The organism is Filomicrobium insigne, assembly GCF_900104305.1.
Taxonomy (GTDB): Bacteria; Pseudomonadota; Alphaproteobacteria; order Rhizobiales; family Hyphomicrobiaceae; genus Filomicrobium; species Filomicrobium insigne.
Window position 1 is genome coordinate 48,680 of sequence record NZ_FNJC01000001.1, and the last position, 18,297, is coordinate 66,976.

Genomic DNA, 18,297 nt, shown 5'->3' on the forward strand with positions numbered 1-18,297 from the left:
CAACCTCTAACGCCTCAGCCGCAAGCCAATCCGGAATTCGTCAGAATTGTAGTTGCTATCGGGGAAATCCGAGCGGAACGCGACGTGCTCATAGCGCGAGAAGACAATCGCTTCTCGGGTCATGAAATATTCAAGCCCCAGCCTCAGTGCCAATTGGCGCTCATCGACATCTATACCGGCGTAGCTTCGGCGGGTTCCCTCGATACCCGCTGAACCAACGAGGCTTGTCATGAAGGCATGACGCATTTCTACGCCCGCACGGTGTTCCAGGACGCCGCCGGAGCCAACGGTCGTGGTTTCCGAAAAATTGGTTCCCGCCGTGAAGAGGAAAGACGTTAGTGCGTTGAAACGGTAAGCGAGGTTGGCTTCCAGGATCGTACCGTCAACATCTGCGAGATCTGCGGCGTCAAAATCCTGGCTGCCGTATCCGACGCTGACCTCGCCGCGCAGAACCTGCCCCGTCTCACCGAAGGAAATACCGCCGCGGTAACGGCTACCATGGGAATCCCGGCTCAATCCGTCGGTCGTCGCGACTTGTTCGAACTTGCGCGTATTGCCGTCAACCGCGGCAAACACGGACAGCGTCGGTTTGAACTCCCATGATACACGCGCGCCCGCGGCTCGCTCCGTAAAGTCACGATCGTCAGGATTGCTTATGCCGGGCGTGTCGTACTGAGTATCGGTGAGCGTTCCGTTCAATTGAACGGTCAGGCGGTTGAACCGGTGGGTGAGTGTCGAAGCCGCCAGGTCCTGCGTGACGTAAGAAGCGGGACCGACCGACGAAGCGTCGATGGCAGACCGGCTCTCTTTTGCATGTTGCCGGGTCAGGACGGCCTGCAGGTTCGTCCGACGTGTGACATCCAGGCGACCACGTCCCTCTAAGAGATAGCCACGGTCGTTCTCGCTCGTGAACTCGTTGTAAAAACTGAAATCACCAGCTGCTCGCAGTTCCAACGCGTGGTTGGACCAATCGGACACCAGGCGCCCTGTCGGCAGAATGTCGAGAGCCCAGTCCGACTCTGCGTTGGGCGAGGCGAATACGTTGGAAAATCTTGCGCCGCTGAGCTCTACCTCCGGGAACAGCACGAAAGATCCCAGCCGGATACCGATGGGATCGTAAGGCTCGATCTCGAACAAGCGGCGAGGCCGCCGGTTGAGGATAGGGTTTGAGGGGGCGATGTCCTCAATCTGAAACAATAGCGGATCGTAGCCAGCCGGCGGGTTTTCAAATGCCGCTATAGCTTCCGGCGCACGCTGATCCACAAGGGCTGGGTCGTCAACAGCGCCAGCCTCCTCGGGCGCAGGCGCCGTTAAGATGCCATCTTGAACATCTTGGGGCTCGGGCGGGTAGTTAAGATCACCATCTTGTACGATAGGCCTGCCGGAGGGAATTGTGCCGCGTAATCCCGCACTTGGAATAATTGTGTCGCTGGGATCACCCGCAGTTTGATCTCGGGAATCGACATTCGGCGCCTGGCCGAACGCTGGCGTGGCGACAAGCACCATCGCAGCCGCACAGGCGACTAGCGCACGACCGGCTCGAGGTCGGACGACCTGTGCAAAATGACGCACTGCAGCAACGCTCCTGGATCAAGCAACGAAAAACGCAATACGCCAGCGCCAAAGCTAGGAGGTTGTGGTTAACCATCCGTTTAGCGTTGGTCACATCACCGCCCGCATTGGCGGATCAAAATGTGTCTGATACACAGACATGACCCAGAGGGATTGGGACCTACAAGGGGCTGCAGCCGCGGGCAACCATCGGCTGCGAAAGAGGGAGCCGCCACGGGGGCGGATAGGATGGCGCAACAACGGGTCAAGCTGAGGGCTATCGAGGGCGGCGCCGGGCGCGCACCTGCGAAAAAGCCGACCAAGTCGAAATCCAAGACCTTGGCATCGGTGGAAGCCGCTACACGCACGGTGCGGCTAGAAGTCGAAGGGCTTGCCGCTCTTGATGAAGCGCTGCAGAACGGACTTGGAAAGCCGTTTAGCCAAGCGGTTAAGCTGCTCGCCGCCGCACGTGGCCGCGTGATCGTTTCCGGCATCGGCAAATCAGGGCATGTCGGCCAGAAAGTTGCCGCGACGTTTGCCTCGACTGGTACGCCATCGTTCTTCGTGCATCCGAGCGAAGCCTCCCACGGTGACCTTGGGATGATTACGCCAGATGATGTGATCCTCGCGATCTCATGGTCTGGCGAGACCGTCGAACTCAAGAATATCATTACGTATTCGCGGCGCTTTTCCGTGCCGTTGATCGCAATTACATCACGGAAAACTTCGGCGCTCGGCGGGCAAAGCGATGTCTGCCTGGAGTTGCCGCGGGCTAAAGAAGCCTGCCCACACGGATTGGCTCCAACCACGTCCACGACCATGCAACTGGCGATGGGTGATTGTCTGGCGGTTGCGCTCTTGGAGGCCAAGGGCTTTACGGCCCATGACTTTAAGGTGTTTCACCCGGGTGGTTCGCTCGGTGCGTCGTTGAAATACGTCGGCGACCTGATGCACAGCGGCGAAAAGCTTCCACTGGCCCGCAGTGACGAGCCGATGGCCGCCGCTCTCGTTACGATGACAGCCAAGGCGTTCGGATGCCTTGGGATCGTGAACGGGAAGGGTAAAATGGTCGGTATCGTCACCGATGGTGATTTGCGGCGCCACATGGGGGCAAGTCTGGTCGATGCGGTTACCCGCGATGTGATGACTAAAAACCCCAAGACCGTCGAACCAGGGATGTTGGCCTCTGCCGCGCTTGAGCTTATGAACTCAAAACGCATTACGGCATTGTTCGTCGTCGAGAAGGGACGGCCGGTCGGGATCGTGCATGTCCACGACATGCTGCGCGCAGGCGTTGTCTGAGCGCAATAACGGCGGCCCGCAGGGGACCGCCGTTCGGTAATTCGTTCTATTGTGTCTCTAAACTCAGTCGCCCTGGAAGATGGGGTTATCGCATCCCTGACCGCTGTACGACAGTGGAGCTGCTTGCGCTGCACCGAATGCGCCAGCGAGAACTACGAGGGAAAGGGCAGCCAGTCCGAAGGTCTTTGCGATCATGTTCATCTCATTGTCTCCATGTGTTTACGTCACCCGTTGTGACTGAAGGGACAATGCTCCGAGCTCCGCCATTCGCATGTTTCTCAGGGAACATTCTCTGGTAGGTTCACGAGAGTGTGACGTATGCCGCCCAACTCCAACGTCATTCTCAATGAATACGGCGGTCCCAATGGAACCGCCGTACCGTCTCCGATCGATTTATGCGAAGTCAGGGATCAGTTGCCCTGGAAAACAGGACTATCGATGCCCTGGCTTCCGAAGGGTGCGTGCTTGGTATGCGCTTGAGCAGCCCCCATGACGCCCAGCGACATCGTCGTTATGGCAGCTGCTACGATCAGTGTCTTTGCGATGGCTTTCATCATCATCTCCACTTTTTAAAAGCGCCTTTTATTCTGACGCTTATCTGGATTTAGGCAGTGGAGATGATCCGCCAAGAGCGAATACGCGCGTTTCACCGGGGTGTGACGCACCGTGATTTTTGCGGAGACTAATTAATTTTGCGAGGGCTACTCGGCGGTGCGCTGTACGATCAAAACAGTCGCATTGACGCCGACAACCTTCACTCTGGTTCCGGCAGGTAAATCTGGGCCTTCCGCTTGCCACAAGCTATCTCCCACCTGGACCTTGCCGCGCCCATCAACGATGGGTTCGACGACAGTGAAGGTGCGTCCTACGTAACGAAGCGCGCGCGTATTAAGGCCAGGCTCATCGCTAGGGTCCAAATCGGGACTCGAATAGCGCCGGACGAAAAGTACGGCTGCCATTGACAACAATGCAAACGCAACGAGTTGAAGTTGCCAGGTAAAAAGCTCGGCGGCTTCTGGAACAAAATTAGCAAATGCCAACGTGACCGCGCCGATAATCATCGCGGCGAGCCCGAACCAGATCAAATAGACCCCTGGCAGAAGGGTTTCCATGACGAACAACGCAACGCCGAGTATCACCCAATTCCAAGGACCAAGGCTGCCGAAGAAATCTGTTAATCCAGCCATCTTGGGTTACCCCCATTGCACCCGAACACAAGTCTAGATCAAACGGACGAAGGCACAATCTCCTTCGTCCGTGCGCGAGCCTGCTTAGCCTCAGGTGCGGGGCACCGAGCCGCGTGACGCAGGCGTGGACGGAGGAGACTGATCCTTCTTGAAGGCCTGTCCTGTAATCTCCGCGAGCCCGGCGATGGAGCCAATCACCGATGACGCTTCTAACGGCATCATGATCACTTTCTGGTTCGGAGAGGCCGCCAACTTCTCCAGCGCCTTCACGTAATTGTTGGCGACGAAGTAGTTGATGGCCTGGACGTTCCCATTGGCAATCGCTTCAGACACCATCTGCGTGGCCTTGGCTTCGGCCTCGGCTTGGCGCTCGCGTGCCTCGGCGTCCTTGAATGCAGCCTCACGGCGTCCTTCCGCCTCTAGCACCGCTGCTTGCTTCTCGCCTTCGGCTTCAAGGATGGCGGCTTCCCGTGCGCCTTGAGCTTCCAAAATCTGGGCCCGCTTTTCGCGTTCGGCTTTCATCTGGCGGGCCATCGAGTCGACGAGGTCACGCGGGGGATCGATATCCTTGATTTCGATGCGGGTGACTTTGATGCCCCAAGATTCAGTCGCCGCGTCCACGACGTGGAGTAGCTGCGCGTTGATGTGGTCACGGTTGGACAGGAGCTCATCGAGGTCCATCGAACCCATAACGGTACGAATGTTCGTCATCGTCAGATTGATGATCGAATGTTCGAGCATATCGACTTCATATGCGGCGTTAGCAGCGTTGATGACCTGATAGAACGTGACGCCGTTGACGCGCACCATAGCGTTATCGCGGGTGATGACATCCTGCGAAGGAATATCGAGCACCTGTTCCTTCATATTCATACGGGTACCGATACGCTCCATAACCGGAACCAGAATATGCAGTCCCGGCTGTAGCGTGCGGGTGTAACGTCCAAAACTCTCGACAGTATAATTGTACCCCTGAGGTACGATCTTCACAGTCGACCAAAGCGCCGCAATGGCCGCCAAGATCAAAAGGGCTCCAAGGAGGCCCAGTCCGTCCAACATGCTTTTTCTCCAAAACGAGGCGTCGTGAGGCGACTTTAGCTCTGCAGTCAGAGCTTTTTTACGGCACGGCGTGCAAAGTCTTGGTTAATAAAGCGTCTATAAGCTATTAAATTCCTGATAAAAATTCCCTCTCTCTGGGGGGTAGCCCCCCGGTCCCAGCGGCCGGCTCATGAATTAAGGCGCTTTTGTTTAGATCCAGCCCATCAATTCACGACGCACGACCGCTTCGATGACCTTCAGGCCTTCTTCGCTGTCGTTGAGCGCAGGAACGTAAGAGAAGCGTCGCCCACCATTCTCGCGGAAGATGTCACGATTTTCGACTTCGAGTTCTTCCAGGGTTTCGAGGCAATCAGCAGAAAATCCGGGGGCGATGAGCAGAATGTTTTTCACGCCTTCCTTTGCCAACGCCTCAACCGTTTTGTCCGTATAGGGCTGCAGCCAGGGATCGTTTCCGAAACGGGATTGAAATGTGGTCAGCCAAGTCTCCGCGGGCCAATTCATCTTCTCGCGCAACAGCCGCGATGTTTTCTGGCATTGGCAGTGATAGGGATCACCCTTCTCCAGATATTCCTGCGGCATACCATGGAATGTCGCGATGATCCTTTCGGGCTTGAAATCGAGGCCGTCGAGATGGCGCTGCATGCTGGTGGCGAGCGCCTCGATATAGACAGGGTCGTCGTGATAACTGGGCGCAACCCGCACAAACGGCTGCCATCGCATTTTCATCAAGGCGCGAAAAGCTTGATCGCATGCCGTCGCGGTGGTTGCCGCCGCATACTGCGGGTATAGAGGAACAAGCAGAATGCGCTCGCAACCTTGCTCCTGCAGCCACTTTAGGCGGCTTTCGGTCGACGGGTTTGCATAGCGCATCGCCCAATCGACAATAATTCTGGGATCTCCGGACAGACGCTCGGCCAGGACAGTTGCCTGATTTCGAGTGATCGTCTTAAGCGGACCTTCGTCGCGTTCTTTGTTCCAAATAGTCTCGTAGTCTTTGCCCTTGGTGGAGGGCCGGCGCGTCAAAATAATTAGATTAAGAATTGGCCACCATTTCCAGCGTGGCACTTCGATAACGCGTGGGTCGGATAGGAATTCATGCAGATAACGGCGCATCGACCAATAGTCGGTGCCGTCTGGCGTTCCGAGATTGAGAAGCAAAACACCAATGCGACCGCAGTTTGTCTTGGGGTGACCGGCCGGCCACGTGGCGCGGTCAGGCTTCGGCGCAACGGCCTTGGTCATCTCGTTCATCAACGTACCCATTTCTCAATCAAAACAGCATTGCGGAAACGAGCTGCGTGCCCGGATCAGGCTTAGGCCTCCTATAATGAAGCCTTTGGCTCGCAAAAGCAGGACTATGATACGACTAAGCGTTTCGCCAGCGTACGGTTTGACGTTGAACTCGCGTTCTGGTCGCTTGGGGCGGCCGCCTCGCCAGTTTCTTGCTCAACTTGCGCTCGTCGGGCAGAAATTGCCCGGTAGCGCTGCACCCGTTCCGCCAACTCTTTCGCACCATCCGCGAAAAGGAGTTCACCCTTCGCGAAGGCCTTCGCACGCAATTCCTGCTGGCGAGCGCTAGCTAGCGCCGAGATCAATTCAACTCGACGCGCACCGATAGCATTTCCTTCACCCTTCTCAACAAAGGCGATCAGGACGGCAAGGTCATGATCCAGTCCCAGCAAATCTGAGAGCTCCTTGGCCAAATTCGCGCGTACGGTTAAGTAGGCCGGCCACGCTTCCGAGAGCAGAAGAGCGTGCCGCCAGTGAGCCTGAACGGTCTTTCTCCAGTCGTGCATCGCGTCATCGTTGGGCCGCTCCTTAGCGGCCGCCAGTGCGCGCTGGCCCGACTTGTAACTGCGCTTCAAACCGACCGGAAGCGGGTCCTTAATCCGGAACTGGACGCTCTTGCCCTTTAGGTCTTTCTTCGCCTCATCCAGCGCGGCGATGGCTGTGGCAACTGACTGATCCGCTACCGTGTCTGTGCCGTCCTCCATGTCTTTGGAGAGCACTTCGGCCAAAGCTTGAAGCGCCTTTTGATGTTGGACATCAGAATCTCCCGCAAGGCTCGCCACAGTTTCGCGCATAACCTGCCGATCGCGCGAAGCCGACAGCATGCGGCCGATATCGCGGAAGCGGGCGTTTTCCCGACGATATCGCTCGTCGCTCAGCGCCGGGCGCACAAGCCGAAGAAGGGCTCGCACGCGTTTCAGGCATTTGCGCGCCTCATGGACGGCAACGCCGTGATCCTGACCTTCAGCGAGTTCTCGACGGGCGCGGCTAATCTGGCTTATGGCGAGACGCCGGAAACCTGCCGCGGCGCTTTCTTTCGTCCGGAAGCAAAATGCCATTTCTGCTCTAAATCAACGTTTGCCAAGTTATAGATATGCCTGCGTTTTCGCAGGTGCATCGCAAAAAGTAATATCGCTATTAATTGGATGAAAGTACAGATCCCAGCCGCTGTGACCAGCTCAGCCATTCTCGGACACGGTCTTCCGGATCCGGATGTGTGATGAAATCGGTAATGACTGCAATACTGTCGGCGCCCTGCTTATGCGCGAGTGTCGCGCGCTCCGGCGTCAAACCACCAATGGCGACGAGTGCAACATCACCGATACGGTTGCGCCATTCCGTGATGCGATCCAATCCCTGCGGGGCCCATTTCATCACTTTGAGCTTGGTTTCGTATATCGGCCCCAGCGCCACATAATCCGGCTCTATACGCAATGCCGTTTCCAATTCGGAATGATCGTGTGTCGAAATTCCAATTCGGAGGCCGGCGGCACGAATGGAAGCGATATCCGCGACCGCCAAGTCTTCCTGACCTAGGTGAACATAATCGGCGCCCAACGCGATCGCGTCCGCCCAGTAGTCGTTGACAATCAGCTGGCACGCGTATTGGCGGGTGATTTCGATGCTCTCTGCAATCTGCCGCTTTACTTCGTCGGGCGCAGTATCCTTGAGACGGAGCTGAATTGTGCGCACCCCTAGAGGTACCAGCCTGCGCAGCCAATGAACATCAGGTGCGATCGGATAGAAGGCATCCAGCCCTGCAGCGGATTCACGCGTCATCAGTTGTTACCAGCTCCGCGCGGCAAGGAACCGGAAGGCTCCAAATCAAAAAAAGCTGTTCCTGCGACGGGCGTTGAGGGGGCGGCCATGTCGCGCATCTCCATCAGCCCGGCCTCGTAAGCTTCCCGACCACATTCTATGGCACGGGCGAAGGCGCGCGCCATGCGTACCGGATCGATAGCCTTGGCGACGGCGGTATTCAGAAGGACGGCGTCGAACCCCATCTCCATGGCCTGAGCGGCATGAGATGGAGCCCCAATTCCGGCATCCACGACCAGCGGAATATCCGGGAAATAATTGCGCATAGTTCTCAAGGCGTACGGATTGGCCAGCCCTCGGCCAGTACCAATCGGGGCACCCCATGGCATCAGAACGCGGCAGCCAGAAGCGACTAGGCGATCGGCTGCGCCTAAATCTTCCGTGGTGTAGGGGAAGACTTTGAAGCCTTCGGCATTGAGGGTGGTTGCCGCTTCCACGAGTCCGAAGAGGTCCGGCTGCAACGTGTCATCGTTGGCGATGACCTCGAGCTTGATCCAATCTGTGCCAAAGAGCTCGCGCGCCATCATCGCCGTGGTCACGGCGTCTTTCGCTGTGCGACACCCAGCCGTGTTCGGGAGTACGTGAACACCCAGACGCTTAATAAGCTCCAAGAACCTTTCGCCCATGCGGCCACGTGCGGCCTCTCGGCGCAAAGAAACGGTGACGATACCGCACGCTGATGCTTCGACGGCATCAGCCATGACTTGGGGTGAGGGATAGAGCGCAGTGCCGAGCAGCATGCGCGAAGCAACCGGCTCGTCGTAAAACGTCAAGCCGGTGAGCGCCCTGTGGGTCGTCGTATTCATAACGGTCATCTGCGAGCCTTGTCCTCAACCACCCTGGCGAGCGGACAGAATTTCTATGCGGTCCCCTGGGGTCAGTCGGACTGAGCTGCGTGCCTCGCGCCGCACAAACTCACCATTCACCGCCGTAGCGACGCGTTCATCGACAAAATCAAGCTCCACAATCAAGGCCGCCAAATCAGCGGCGCCGGTTTCTACGTCGGAGCCGTTAACCGACACGTGGATGCCGGGGGTAGTGATTGCAAGCAACGTCGTCTCCTCTTGGTCGTGCTTCACGACTAGAATATTGCTCTTGTTGCGGGTCTTTGAAGGGTGGATGCACCTTGGCATACCACCGCGCGCAGGCCAAATCTGCGGTAAATTTTCTACCGAAGCAAATCTTGCGCTGGCGGGACATGAACCCGGGCTGCTATTGCGGTCAAGACGGAAGACAGTAGGGGGTCGGGGCGGTGCCCATTCGGAGCCGTCCTTTCAACATGTTCGAGCGCAAAGCTGTCTTCAGCATCCGCCTCTCTTGGTGCATTGCAGCCGCGTTCGTTGCCTGACAGGACACTAAAAATGTTTAGCGACCTCATGACTTCCCGCCGTTTCGCACCCTTGTTCTGGTGCCAGTTCCTGTCGGCGCTGAATGACAATTTCATCAAGAACGCACTGGTGATCCTGGTGCTTTTCAAGATCGGCGCGGATTCCGGGGCTTCGCTCGTGACGTTGGCCGGTGCCGTGCTGGTGGTGCCATTCTTCTTCCTCTCCGCTTTAGGCGGGGAGCTCGCCGATAAGTATGACAAGGCCAAAGTGGCGGTCGCCATCAAGCTCGCCGAATTCCCGATCGCCGTCCTGGCCGCCGTTGGCTTTGTGATGAGCGGCAGCACTGATCCGGATATTGCCCGCTGGTCGATACCGGTATTGTTCTCCGCGCTTTTCCTGTTTGGGAGCATGGCGGCGCTTTTCGGACCGATTAAATACGGCATTCTACCCGACCATCTGCAGATCAAGGAGTTGCCGGCGGCCAACGCCTTGGTGGAAGGTGCCACGTTCCTTGCCATCCTCGGCGGCACCATTGCCGGCGGCTATGCGATGACCAGCGAAGCAGGACAGGCTGTTGTTCCAGAGTGGGTGGTCGCCCTTCTGATCGTCTCGTTCGCGTTGTGCGGATGGTTGACGGCCAAATGGATCAAACCAACGGGCGGGCAGCACGATCTGCGGATTACGCCCAACCCGCTCTCATCGACTTTCCGGCTTCTATGGGAATTGCACGCGGAACGGCGCCTATGGATCGGCGGCCTGATCACGTCGTGGTTTTGGACGGCCGGGATTGTTGCATTGTCCTTGCTCCCCACCCTCGTAAAAGATGTCGTCAACGGCACCGAACATGTCGTCACCCTCGGCCTTATTGTCTTCGTCGTCGGCATCGCGATCGGCTCGTTTTTGGCAGCCCGGGCGAGCCACATGCACCCCAATCTCGCGTTGGTGCCGATTGGCGCTCTTCTCATGGGCCTGTTCTCTCTCGATATCGCGTGGGTTGCTTCGGCGATGACACCGGCGCCTGTGCCGCTTTCGCCCAGCGACCTGCTCAAGACGTTTTCCGGCGTGCGCTTGATGTTCGATCTGGCCGCATTGGCCGCGGCCGGCGGGTTGTTCATCGTACCTGCGTTCGCGGCCGTTCAAGCGTGGGCGAAGCCCGATCACAGGGCGCGCGTCGTGGCTGCCGTCAACATTCTCAATGCGGCTTTCATGTCCTTGGCCACGCTCGCCGTGTTTGCCGCTCAAGTCTATGGTGCAACGGTCGCGATGCTGTTTGCGATTGTCGGCATCGCAGGTCTCATCGTGACGGTAGGGGTTCTACGCGCATGGGGGCGTGAGGGTGTTCGAGACGTCGCGCGCTTCATTTTCAAAAGCCTGCTGGGCCTCGAAGTAACAGGGCTCGAAAATCTGCCACCTGATGGCGAGCGAGTCATTATCGCGCCCAATCATGTCTCCTTCCTCGACGCGCCGATCCTCTATTCCATTCTACCGGGGCACGCGGGCTATGCCATTGACACACAGATGGCGCAGACGTGGTGGATCAGGCCATTTCTCGCGCTCGCCAAAACCTGGTCCATCGATCCGACGCGACCGCTTGGTGCGCGGAGCCTGATCGCTCACGTCAAAGATGGAGAGACGCTGGTCATCTTTCCGGAGGGCCGCTTAACGGTTACCGGCGGACTGATGAAGGTCTACGACGGCACCGCAATGATTGCCGATAAGAGTGACGCGATCGTGGTACCGGTACGCATAGACGGCCCCGAGCGCTCTCCATTCGGCTACATGAACCGCATGCAGACGAAGAAGGTGTGGTTGCCGAAGACACGCGTCTCGATCCTGCCTCCCGTCAAACTGGACGTACCGGAGGACCTCAGAGGGCGCGCGCGACGCCAATCGGCGGGGGCACGGCTCCAGGACATTATGGTCGAGGCCGCCGTCGCGACTGCGTCAACGGAGCAGACGCTGTTCCAAGCTCTGGCGGAAGCCCGGAGAACTCGCGACACGGGCCGCGCTGCGATCGAAGATCCGCTCGGTACGAAATTATCCTACGCCAAGCTCATCACGTCAGCGCAAGTGCTCGGTGCCAAGCTGAAACCGCTGGCTGGCATCGGCGAAAGCGTCGGTGTGCTGCTGCCGAACTCAGCTGGTGTGGCCGTGACCTTCTTTGCCCTACAGACGATCGGTCGCGTGCCGGCGATGCTCAATTTCACCGCCGGCAGCAGCAATCTGATCTCTGCCTGCAAAGCCGCTAAGATCAAAGTCATTCTCACGTCGCGTGCGTTTATCGAAAAGGCACGCCTTGGTGACGTCGTTGCTTCGCTATCGGAGCATACTCGTATCATCTATCTGGAAGATGTTCGCGCGAGCATCTCTGCGGGCGATAAACTTTGCGGCGTGATGGCGGGGTCGTCTCCGCAGGTGAAACGCAAGCCTGACTCCCCCGCCGTTATTCTGTTTACGTCGGGCAGCGAAGGCGCTCCCAAAGGGGTCGTGCTGTCTCACCGAAATATGCTGGCCAACGCGATGCAATCGCTCACGCGCGTTGCGGTGAACGGTCAGGATCGCGTGTTCAACGTGCTGCCTGTCTTCCACTCGTTCGGCCTTACGGCGGGGCTCGTGATGCCGCTCGTGGCAGGCGTGCCGGTGTTCCTCTATCCGACGCCACTGCACTACCGCATCGTGCCGGAACTCGTTTATCAGACCAACGCGACGATCCTGTTCGGCACCGACACCTTCCTCAACGGCTACGCGCGTACGGCGCATCCTTATGATTTCGCGCGCGTGCGTCTCGTGCTCGCTGGCGCAGAGCCGATCAAAGATCGCACACGCTCGCTCTACATGGACAAGTTCGGCGTTCGCATTCTGGAAGGCTATGGCGTTACCGAGACGGCACCTGTGCTGGCTATCAACACACCCCTTGCCAACAAGGCGGGAACCGTCGGCCGGCTTTCGCCTCTGATGGAGGCGCGGCTGGAACCGGTGCCCGGAATCGAAGAAGGTGGGCGGCTATTCGTTCGCGGTCCCAACGTCATGCTCGGCTATCTGCACGCGAGTAATCCCGGCGTTCTCGAACCGCCGGAGAATGGCTGGCACGACACAGGCGACATCGTCACCATTGACGAGAACGGGTTCATCACCATTCGCGGCCGCGCCAAGCGCTTTGCCAAAATCGGTGGGGAAATGGTGTCCCTTGCAGCCGTCGAGGCGCTTGCAACGGAGCTATGGCCCAGCGCCACGTCGGTGGTGGTCGCGCTTCCCGATCAACGCAAAGGCGAACGGCTTATTCTGATGACGAACGAAGCCAAGGCCACACGCGCTGAATTCCTGGCGCACGCTCGTGCCTCCGGGGCCAACGAGCTCTCGGTCCCCGCAGAAGTGTTAGTCGTTTCAGCGGTTCCGCTTCTTGGCAGCGGCAAACCCGACTATCCGGCAGCGCTGGTGCTTGCGAAGGAGCGGCTCGGTCTGGCTGATATTAACGCGGCCTGAGGGTGAACAACTCTCAAGCGTTGTAATGTCAGATGCACTTGAGGCTGCGCTCTTTGCGCCGCCTCATCGGCCGTCGCTCTCTGCAAAGCCTGCAATATTCCTTCGGCGGACATCCTCCGAGAGTTCAGACACTTTCCGCCGCATACTTTTGTTGTCGAGGTCCTGCTTGGCGAGCTGGGTGAAGTTAGAAATATGATGATGGAGCAAGCTATAGGTGTTGGCGAACGCAGCCAGCTTATTTCCATCAGTGCCTTCCGTGCGCGAGGGATCCGGCATACCCCAATGTTCCGTTATAGGATTGCCCGGCCAGACGGGGCATGTTTCAGCGGCGGCCTCGTCGCAAAGCGTAAAGACAAAATCAAACTCCGGGGCGCCCGGTTCTGTAAACTCATCCCAAGATTTAGAGCGTAGCCCGTCCGTCTTGAGACCGTAATTTTTGAGAATCTTGATGGCAAAGGGATTGATCTGGCCTGCCGGGGCGCTTCCTGCGCTGTAGGCGTTAAATGCACCCTGACCGAGCGAGTTCATCAAACACTCACCGATAACAGAGCGTGCTGAATTGTGCGTGCACAAGAAGAGCACGTTGTAGGGCCTCTCATCAATCATGACGCTCTTCTCCTTCACAAACGCATTCTAAATTACGATCGGGTTGCCAGCCTTCGCCGCATAGTTTCGGGTGTCCGCCACAGCAGTCCTCTGTGAGATACGTCAGCAGGGCACGTACCCCTTCGACCTGAACCGCGTAGCGGATGTAACGCCCATCGCGCCAGGAGCGCAGCAAGCCCGCGCGGTCGAGTTCCTTTAAGTGAAATGACATTGCCGTCGGACCGACCCCGATGGCCTTGGCGATGTCGCCAGCTGCCATCCCTGACGGACCGCGCGCCACCAGCAGGCGGAACAGCGTGAGTCGGCTTTCATGAGCCAGAGCTGACAGCGCTCGTACTACGTCCTGTGTCTCCATAATTTCATTGTTACAATAATCCTTGAATTGTTCAATTGTTATTTTGAGAGACCTGGGACGTTCAGCAGTTCGGGAGGCTGGAGAGCGTTCGAGGACGTCTGGTCAGCGATGGCGTTCGCGATGGTTATTGCGAACGCCTAGGCTGCCGCGCTGAAGGCCGCGCACTCTGGCTCGATCGCGTTTGCTGAGCATGCGACACTGCGTTGACACGCTTCCGGACACCGTGTCTGCGATTGCAATTGTGCGCGACCAGAATTTCAGGTGTTCAAACGATTTTACGCACGGATTTGAAATCGCGGGGCCAAGGGACGCGCTCGCCATCACGATATTCGCTCGTTTCGCGTGCTCCACCTTGGGCACAGCACAATTCAGAGGGACCCACCGATGCACCTTTTCAATCCCGAGAACCGCACCCGGTCTGCCGAGCATATCCGCATCTACATTCTCTTCGAGATCTGGTACACGTTCGTCGATTTTACGGCTGCGCTTTGCTTCCTCATCGGGAGCGTTCTTTTCTTTTGGGACAGCACCATGTTTGTAGGAACGTGGTTGTTTGTTGTGGGTTCTGCCTTCTTTGCTTTGAAGCCAACGCTGCGATTGCTGCGCGAGTTGAAATATCTGAGCATGGGGGAGATCCCTCCAGCTCCCGAAAGCATCCCCTGACGCTTTACACTCACGCTCAGGTTTGACCGACACACAGCTGCCTTTGATCTCGCGGCGATATCGGGCCATAAGCTTCGCAACGCACATGCCCGCCCCAATCCTGCCAACCGGCGGCGCGTGCCCTGCAGAACAGACAGCGGAGGTAAGTAACGATGGATCACTGGACCATCTATCTTTCGGGCGAAATCCACACCGACTGGCGCGCGCAGATCGAGTCCCAGGCGCTTGCTGCCGGTTTGCCAGTTTCGTTCACGGCACCGGTTACAAACCACGAATATTCCGACGATTGCGGCGTCGCCATCCTTGGATCAGAACCGAACAAGTTCTGGCACGATCACAAAGGTGCGCAGATGAACGCAATTCGCACGCGTACGCTTATTGAGAACGCCGACCTCGTGATTGTGCGCTTCGGCGACAAGTACAAGCAGTGGAATGCGGCCTTTGATGCCGGCTATGCCAGCGCGCTCGGAACGCCGATGATCATCATGCACGAGCCGGAAAATGCGCATGCGTTGAAAGAGGTCGACGCGGCGGCTTTGGCAGTTGCACGGACTGTCGATGAGATCGTTGCCATCTTGCGGTACGTCATCGCCGGCGAACTGAAGCTCACGAGGGCCGCCGCAGAGTAAGGCGTGGCGAAAGAGACCGGCGTGCGCGTTTCTCAATTGCGAGCCGCGCACGCAGGTCAAGTCTGCTGCTGCAGAAGGGTCGAGAAGCCCCTTCCGATGAGCAACGAAAATGGCTCGACGACCTAGCGTTCCGCGAACGCCTTTTCGATTACCTACTCACCCGGCTCTCCGCTCGACGCTTCAAAATAATGATCCTGCTCATCGGTTCCTTATCTGCGATCATGCGCGCGTTCCGTCGGCTTACCGGGTGACGTGATGCTCGGGAGTTTCTCCGCCATCTTGGCGTTGAGGACATCTTTCAGCCGGACGTCATTCAACAGATTGTTATGGGAAAGTTTTCCTGACGACGGCGCACGTATTCTGCGAGCGGCGGGGGATCCAACCACAGCCGAGATGTTTGACCGCATTACAAACAAGGCTATTAGGGTTGGCGTCTTCGTTTCCCTCACCTTCCTCATAGATGGCGAAATGTACTTCGGCCAAGACCGGCTTGATTTCGTCGCTGAGCGCCTAGGAGTTTCATGATGAGCTTGCCGATTGTCATCGTCGGCGCAGGTCAAGCTGCGGCCCGCGCCATCGAAACATTGCATGGCCTCTCATGCGGGCGGCGCATCGTGCTTGTCGGTTCTGAACCCCACCTACCCTATCAACGTCCACCGCTCTCCAAAAAATTTCTGACGGGGGACGCAACCGAGGAGCAGCTTTGGCTCCAAGGGGAAGCATTCCTTGAAAAGGCAGACGTGGACTTCCGGCGCGGTGAAACGGCGCTCGAGCTCGACGTTACGGCGCGGAATGTGACGTTGTCCGGTGGCGAGACACTTGCATATCATCAGCTCCTCATCGCCACAGGGTCGCAGCCACGGCGGCTCAACCTCGCTGGCGAAGAGCTTGCGGGCGTGCACACCCTCTATTCGATTGCGGATGTGCAACGCCTTGGCGCCGGCCTCGAGGACGCGCAGCGTGTCGTCATTATCGGCGGAGGGTATATTGGCCTCGAAGTCGCCGCGTCACTGATCAAGCTCGGCAAGGATGTCACCGTGCTCGAACAGCAGGACCGCCTCCTGTCGCGTGTCGTCAGCCCAGTGCTATCTGATTTCTTCAAACAGCTACACGAAGGTCATGGTGTTACGCTACGGTTTAATGCCCGCGCGCAACGTATCGAGGGCGACACGGACGCCACGGGCGTGATGCTGGATGATGGCAGTGTAATCAGCGCCGACCTCGTTCTCGTCGCGGCTGGCGCGGTGGCCAATGATCAGATTGCGCGCGAGGCCGGACTTGCCTGTGACAATGGAATCTTTGTCGACGAGGCCTGCCGCGTTGCGCCGCATGTTTTTGCCGCTGGCGACTGCACGCGCTTCCCGTCCCGGCGCTACGGCCGCCACTTGAGACTTGAAAGTGTGCAGAATGCCAACGATCAGGCACGTGCGGCAGCAACGGCCATGTGCGGAGACGAGGTCAGGTATGATCCGGTTCCGTGGTTCTGGTCCGATCAGTACGACGTGAAGCTACAGATTGCTGGCCTTTCAGATGGTTACGACCGGGTTTCAGTTGAAGGCGATCCGAAGGCGAACTCCTTTGCGGTATCCTATTGGCGCGGTCCGCAGCTTCTCGCCGTTGACGCGATCAACACGCCGCGCGCCTTCATGCAGGCCCGCCGAACCTTGCAACAGCCCCCGTCTCAATCAACGCCTTCGATGGCGGCCTCCGGTTAAACGGTCTGTCGGGGCTCAAGCACGCTCTCATTTGAAAACCTAACGCGGCTCATCTGCTGACGCGCGTGGCCGGGACAAACGTCAGGGATGTCGAGTGCTCCGGCTTTAACCGCGCCAGAGCTTTTGCTTCCCATCCCTCCATGGACCGCACGAACCCCATATAGGCCTCCGGACCAAGGTCGATATCGGTCGCGAGCCGGTGAAGACGGCCCGCCATCCGGGCCTCATAGATTAGCTGCGCCATGCCGCGCCCCTAGCTTTCCTTGCATGAGAACGCATTATGGGCGGCCGAATGATCCGTCGCCAGATCTATTTTGGCGCAGGCTAAGCAAGAACATGGACGAGAAAGGGGCCGCCCTACGAGAACGGCCCTGCTGGTAATCTGGAAGCGTCTCGGCTCTGGACGCTTCGCCGTAACGCGTCAGATCCGGAAGACCGCACCCGAAACGGAGCGGGCACGCTCGCGGACCTTTCCGCCATCGTTGCCGGACTTCACGATCCACTTACCATTCGCGGCACGACCCGTAATGATTCCGACGTGGTGACGCCACACGACGACTGCTCCGACTTGCGGCGACGTCGGACGGCCATACTTGCGCCAGTTCCAAGCAACGTTGAATTCAGGGCCGCCACCCAACTGTGTGCGCATCCACCAGCCGCACCACCTCGACGGACGTGGGCCTACGCCACGGCTCGCCATCGGTGCGGCACTGACCTTGGTCGTAGAATATGTCCGCGCTTTTTTCTGAGGTTTGGAATTTACATTGCCGAAGTTTGCACCCAGCGAACTCCGACCAGAAGATCTCGCGTAAGATGGGCCATCGACTTTATCGAACATGCCCCCCGTAGACATTTGCGCAGAAGCCGGACCAATACCGGCGCCTACTAGAAGTCCCGCTACCGCGGCAAAGATCTTCATGTTCATCATTACGCTCCTACTACCTGTTGTTTTTTTTCGGGAGCGCACCGGCACCAACATTGAGGCGAAAAAGTGAGGGTACGTCGTGAGCGCGTCAAAACGCCTCGCCGTAGAGTAAATGTAGAGCCCTGACCGTCTGTGACCTGGAAAATCAATAATTTGTCCCGTTTCATGGGACCGATGCAGCGTCGGGTTGTAGGTAAACGTGCTTCATAACACTGATTTGAAGATAACTTCATTCGACGCGGGCACGTATTCGGGCGATTCTGAGTCATATTCGAAGTGCCGCAGGGCGGGGGCATGCATCAGATGCGGCTCGGAAATACCGAGACTACTTGGTCGCGACTTGGGTTGCAGACGGGACTAGCGCTCGTACTGCTGCTGAGCTGTGT

The 18,297-nt window shown here is 57.9% G+C and carries 20 protein-coding genes; 6 read left to right on the forward strand and 14 right to left on the reverse strand.

Annotated features, from left to right (window positions below; all coding sequences use genetic code 11):
- Positions 1-6 precede the first annotated feature (6 nt).
- Positions 7-1,572 carry an outer membrane beta-barrel protein gene (locus BLS30_RS00220; RefSeq protein WP_139165268.1) on the reverse strand — a complete coding sequence of 522 codons (1,566 nt, stop codon included), beginning with the start codon at positions 1,570-1,572 and terminating at the stop codon, positions 7-9.
- Positions 1,573-1,800: 228 nt separating this feature from the next.
- Here BLS30_RS00220 and BLS30_RS00225 point away from each other — a divergent pair, with 228 nt between their 5' ends.
- A complete protein-coding gene (locus BLS30_RS00225) occupies positions 1,801-2,853 on the forward strand; it encodes a KpsF/GutQ family sugar-phosphate isomerase (RefSeq protein WP_082101096.1) in 1,053 nt (350 codons plus the stop codon).
- Between the two features lie 63 nt (positions 2,854-2,916).
- Here the strand turns inward: BLS30_RS00225 and BLS30_RS18070 are convergent, their stop codons facing one another.
- The 9 genes from BLS30_RS18070 to thiS form a co-directional block, all read right to left on the reverse strand.
- Positions 2,917-3,054, reverse strand: coding sequence for a hypothetical protein (locus tag BLS30_RS18070; protein ID WP_160298701.1), 138 nt, complete (start codon positions 3,052-3,054; stop codon positions 2,917-2,919).
- Positions 3,055-3,263: 209 nt separating this feature from the next.
- Positions 3,264-3,407 (reverse strand): hypothetical protein, encoded by a 144-nt coding sequence (locus BLS30_RS18075; protein WP_170832375.1) that lies wholly within the window; start codon positions 3,405-3,407, stop codon positions 3,264-3,266.
- A 147-nt stretch (positions 3,408-3,554) separates the two neighbouring features.
- The gene (locus BLS30_RS00230; RefSeq protein ID WP_046478274.1) at positions 3,555-4,040 is read right to left on the reverse strand and encodes an NfeD family protein; all 486 of its coding nucleotides are present in this window, start codon (positions 4,038-4,040) and stop codon (positions 3,555-3,557) included.
- A 90-nt stretch (positions 4,041-4,130) separates the two neighbouring features.
- Positions 4,131-5,099: an SPFH domain-containing protein gene (locus BLS30_RS00235; protein ID WP_046478273.1), complete on the reverse strand. Its 969-nt coding sequence runs from the start codon at positions 5,097-5,099 to the stop codon at positions 4,131-4,133.
- Between the two features lie 189 nt (positions 5,100-5,288).
- The gene (gene hemH, locus BLS30_RS00240; RefSeq protein ID WP_090227243.1) at positions 5,289-6,350 is read right to left on the reverse strand and encodes a ferrochelatase; all 1,062 of its coding nucleotides are present in this window, start codon (positions 6,348-6,350) and stop codon (positions 5,289-5,291) included.
- Between the two features lie 104 nt (positions 6,351-6,454).
- Positions 6,455-7,447, reverse strand: a complete 993-nt coding sequence (locus BLS30_RS00245; protein ID WP_052743855.1) for a CHAD domain-containing protein — start codon at positions 7,445-7,447, stop codon at positions 6,455-6,457.
- A 79-nt stretch (positions 7,448-7,526) separates the two neighbouring features.
- Positions 7,527-8,168, reverse strand: coding sequence for a thiamine phosphate synthase (locus tag BLS30_RS00250; protein ID WP_046478272.1), 642 nt, complete (start codon positions 8,166-8,168; stop codon positions 7,527-7,529).
- A complete protein-coding gene (locus BLS30_RS00255; RefSeq protein ID WP_046480262.1) occupies positions 8,168-9,013 on the reverse strand; it encodes a thiazole synthase in 846 nt (281 codons plus the stop codon). Before BLS30_RS00255 ends, BLS30_RS00250 begins: the two co-directional genes overlap by 1 nt.
- 24 nt (positions 9,014-9,037) lie before the next feature.
- Positions 9,038-9,259, reverse strand: coding sequence for a sulfur carrier protein ThiS (thiS, locus tag BLS30_RS00260; protein ID WP_244466767.1), 222 nt, complete (start codon positions 9,257-9,259; stop codon positions 9,038-9,040).
- Positions 9,260-9,568: 309 nt separating this feature from the next.
- Here thiS and BLS30_RS00265 point away from each other — a divergent pair, with 309 nt between their 5' ends.
- Positions 9,569-13,018 (forward strand): acyl-[ACP]--phospholipid O-acyltransferase, encoded by a 3,450-nt coding sequence (locus tag BLS30_RS00265; protein ID WP_090225792.1) that lies wholly within the window; start codon positions 9,569-9,571, stop codon positions 13,016-13,018.
- Between the two features lie 63 nt (positions 13,019-13,081).
- Here the strand turns inward: BLS30_RS00265 and BLS30_RS00270 are convergent, their stop codons facing one another.
- A complete protein-coding gene (locus BLS30_RS00270) occupies positions 13,082-13,624 on the reverse strand; it encodes an arsenate reductase ArsC (protein ID WP_170832376.1) in 543 nt (180 codons plus the stop codon).
- Positions 13,617-13,979 (reverse strand): ArsR/SmtB family transcription factor, encoded by a 363-nt coding sequence (locus BLS30_RS00275; RefSeq protein WP_090225795.1) that lies wholly within the window; start codon positions 13,977-13,979, stop codon positions 13,617-13,619. Before BLS30_RS00275 ends, BLS30_RS00270 begins: the two co-directional genes overlap by 8 nt.
- Before the next feature lie 384 nt (positions 13,980-14,363).
- On the opposite strand from BLS30_RS00275, the gene BLS30_RS00285 reads away from it, so the two are divergent.
- From BLS30_RS00285 to BLS30_RS00300, 4 genes are all read left to right on the forward strand, one after another.
- Positions 14,364-14,642, forward strand: a complete 279-nt coding sequence (locus BLS30_RS00285; protein ID WP_076605313.1) for a YrhK family protein — start codon at positions 14,364-14,366, stop codon at positions 14,640-14,642.
- A gap of 152 nt (positions 14,643-14,794) precedes the next feature.
- Complete coding sequence (locus BLS30_RS00290; RefSeq protein ID WP_090225797.1) at positions 14,795-15,271, forward strand: YtoQ family protein; 477 nt, start codon at positions 14,795-14,797, stop codon at positions 15,269-15,271.
- A gap of 255 nt (positions 15,272-15,526) precedes the next feature.
- Positions 15,527-15,796 (forward strand): thioredoxin domain-containing protein, encoded by a 270-nt coding sequence (locus BLS30_RS00295; RefSeq protein WP_046478267.1) that lies wholly within the window; start codon positions 15,527-15,529, stop codon positions 15,794-15,796.
- A complete protein-coding gene (locus BLS30_RS00300; protein WP_090227248.1) occupies positions 15,796-16,986 on the forward strand; it encodes an NAD(P)/FAD-dependent oxidoreductase in 1,191 nt (396 codons plus the stop codon). Before BLS30_RS00295 ends, BLS30_RS00300 begins: the two co-directional genes overlap by 1 nt.
- Before the next feature lie 49 nt (positions 16,987-17,035).
- Here the strand turns inward: BLS30_RS00300 and BLS30_RS00305 are convergent, their stop codons facing one another.
- Together BLS30_RS00305 and BLS30_RS18270 are read right to left on the reverse strand one after the other, a co-directional pair.
- Complete coding sequence (locus BLS30_RS00305) at positions 17,036-17,230, reverse strand: hypothetical protein (RefSeq protein ID WP_046478266.1); 195 nt, start codon at positions 17,228-17,230, stop codon at positions 17,036-17,038.
- Positions 17,231-17,407: 177 nt separating this feature from the next.
- Positions 17,408-17,905 (reverse strand): C40 family peptidase, encoded by a 498-nt coding sequence (locus tag BLS30_RS18270; protein ID WP_244512327.1) that lies wholly within the window; start codon positions 17,903-17,905, stop codon positions 17,408-17,410.
- Positions 17,906-18,297: the final 392 nt, after the last annotated feature.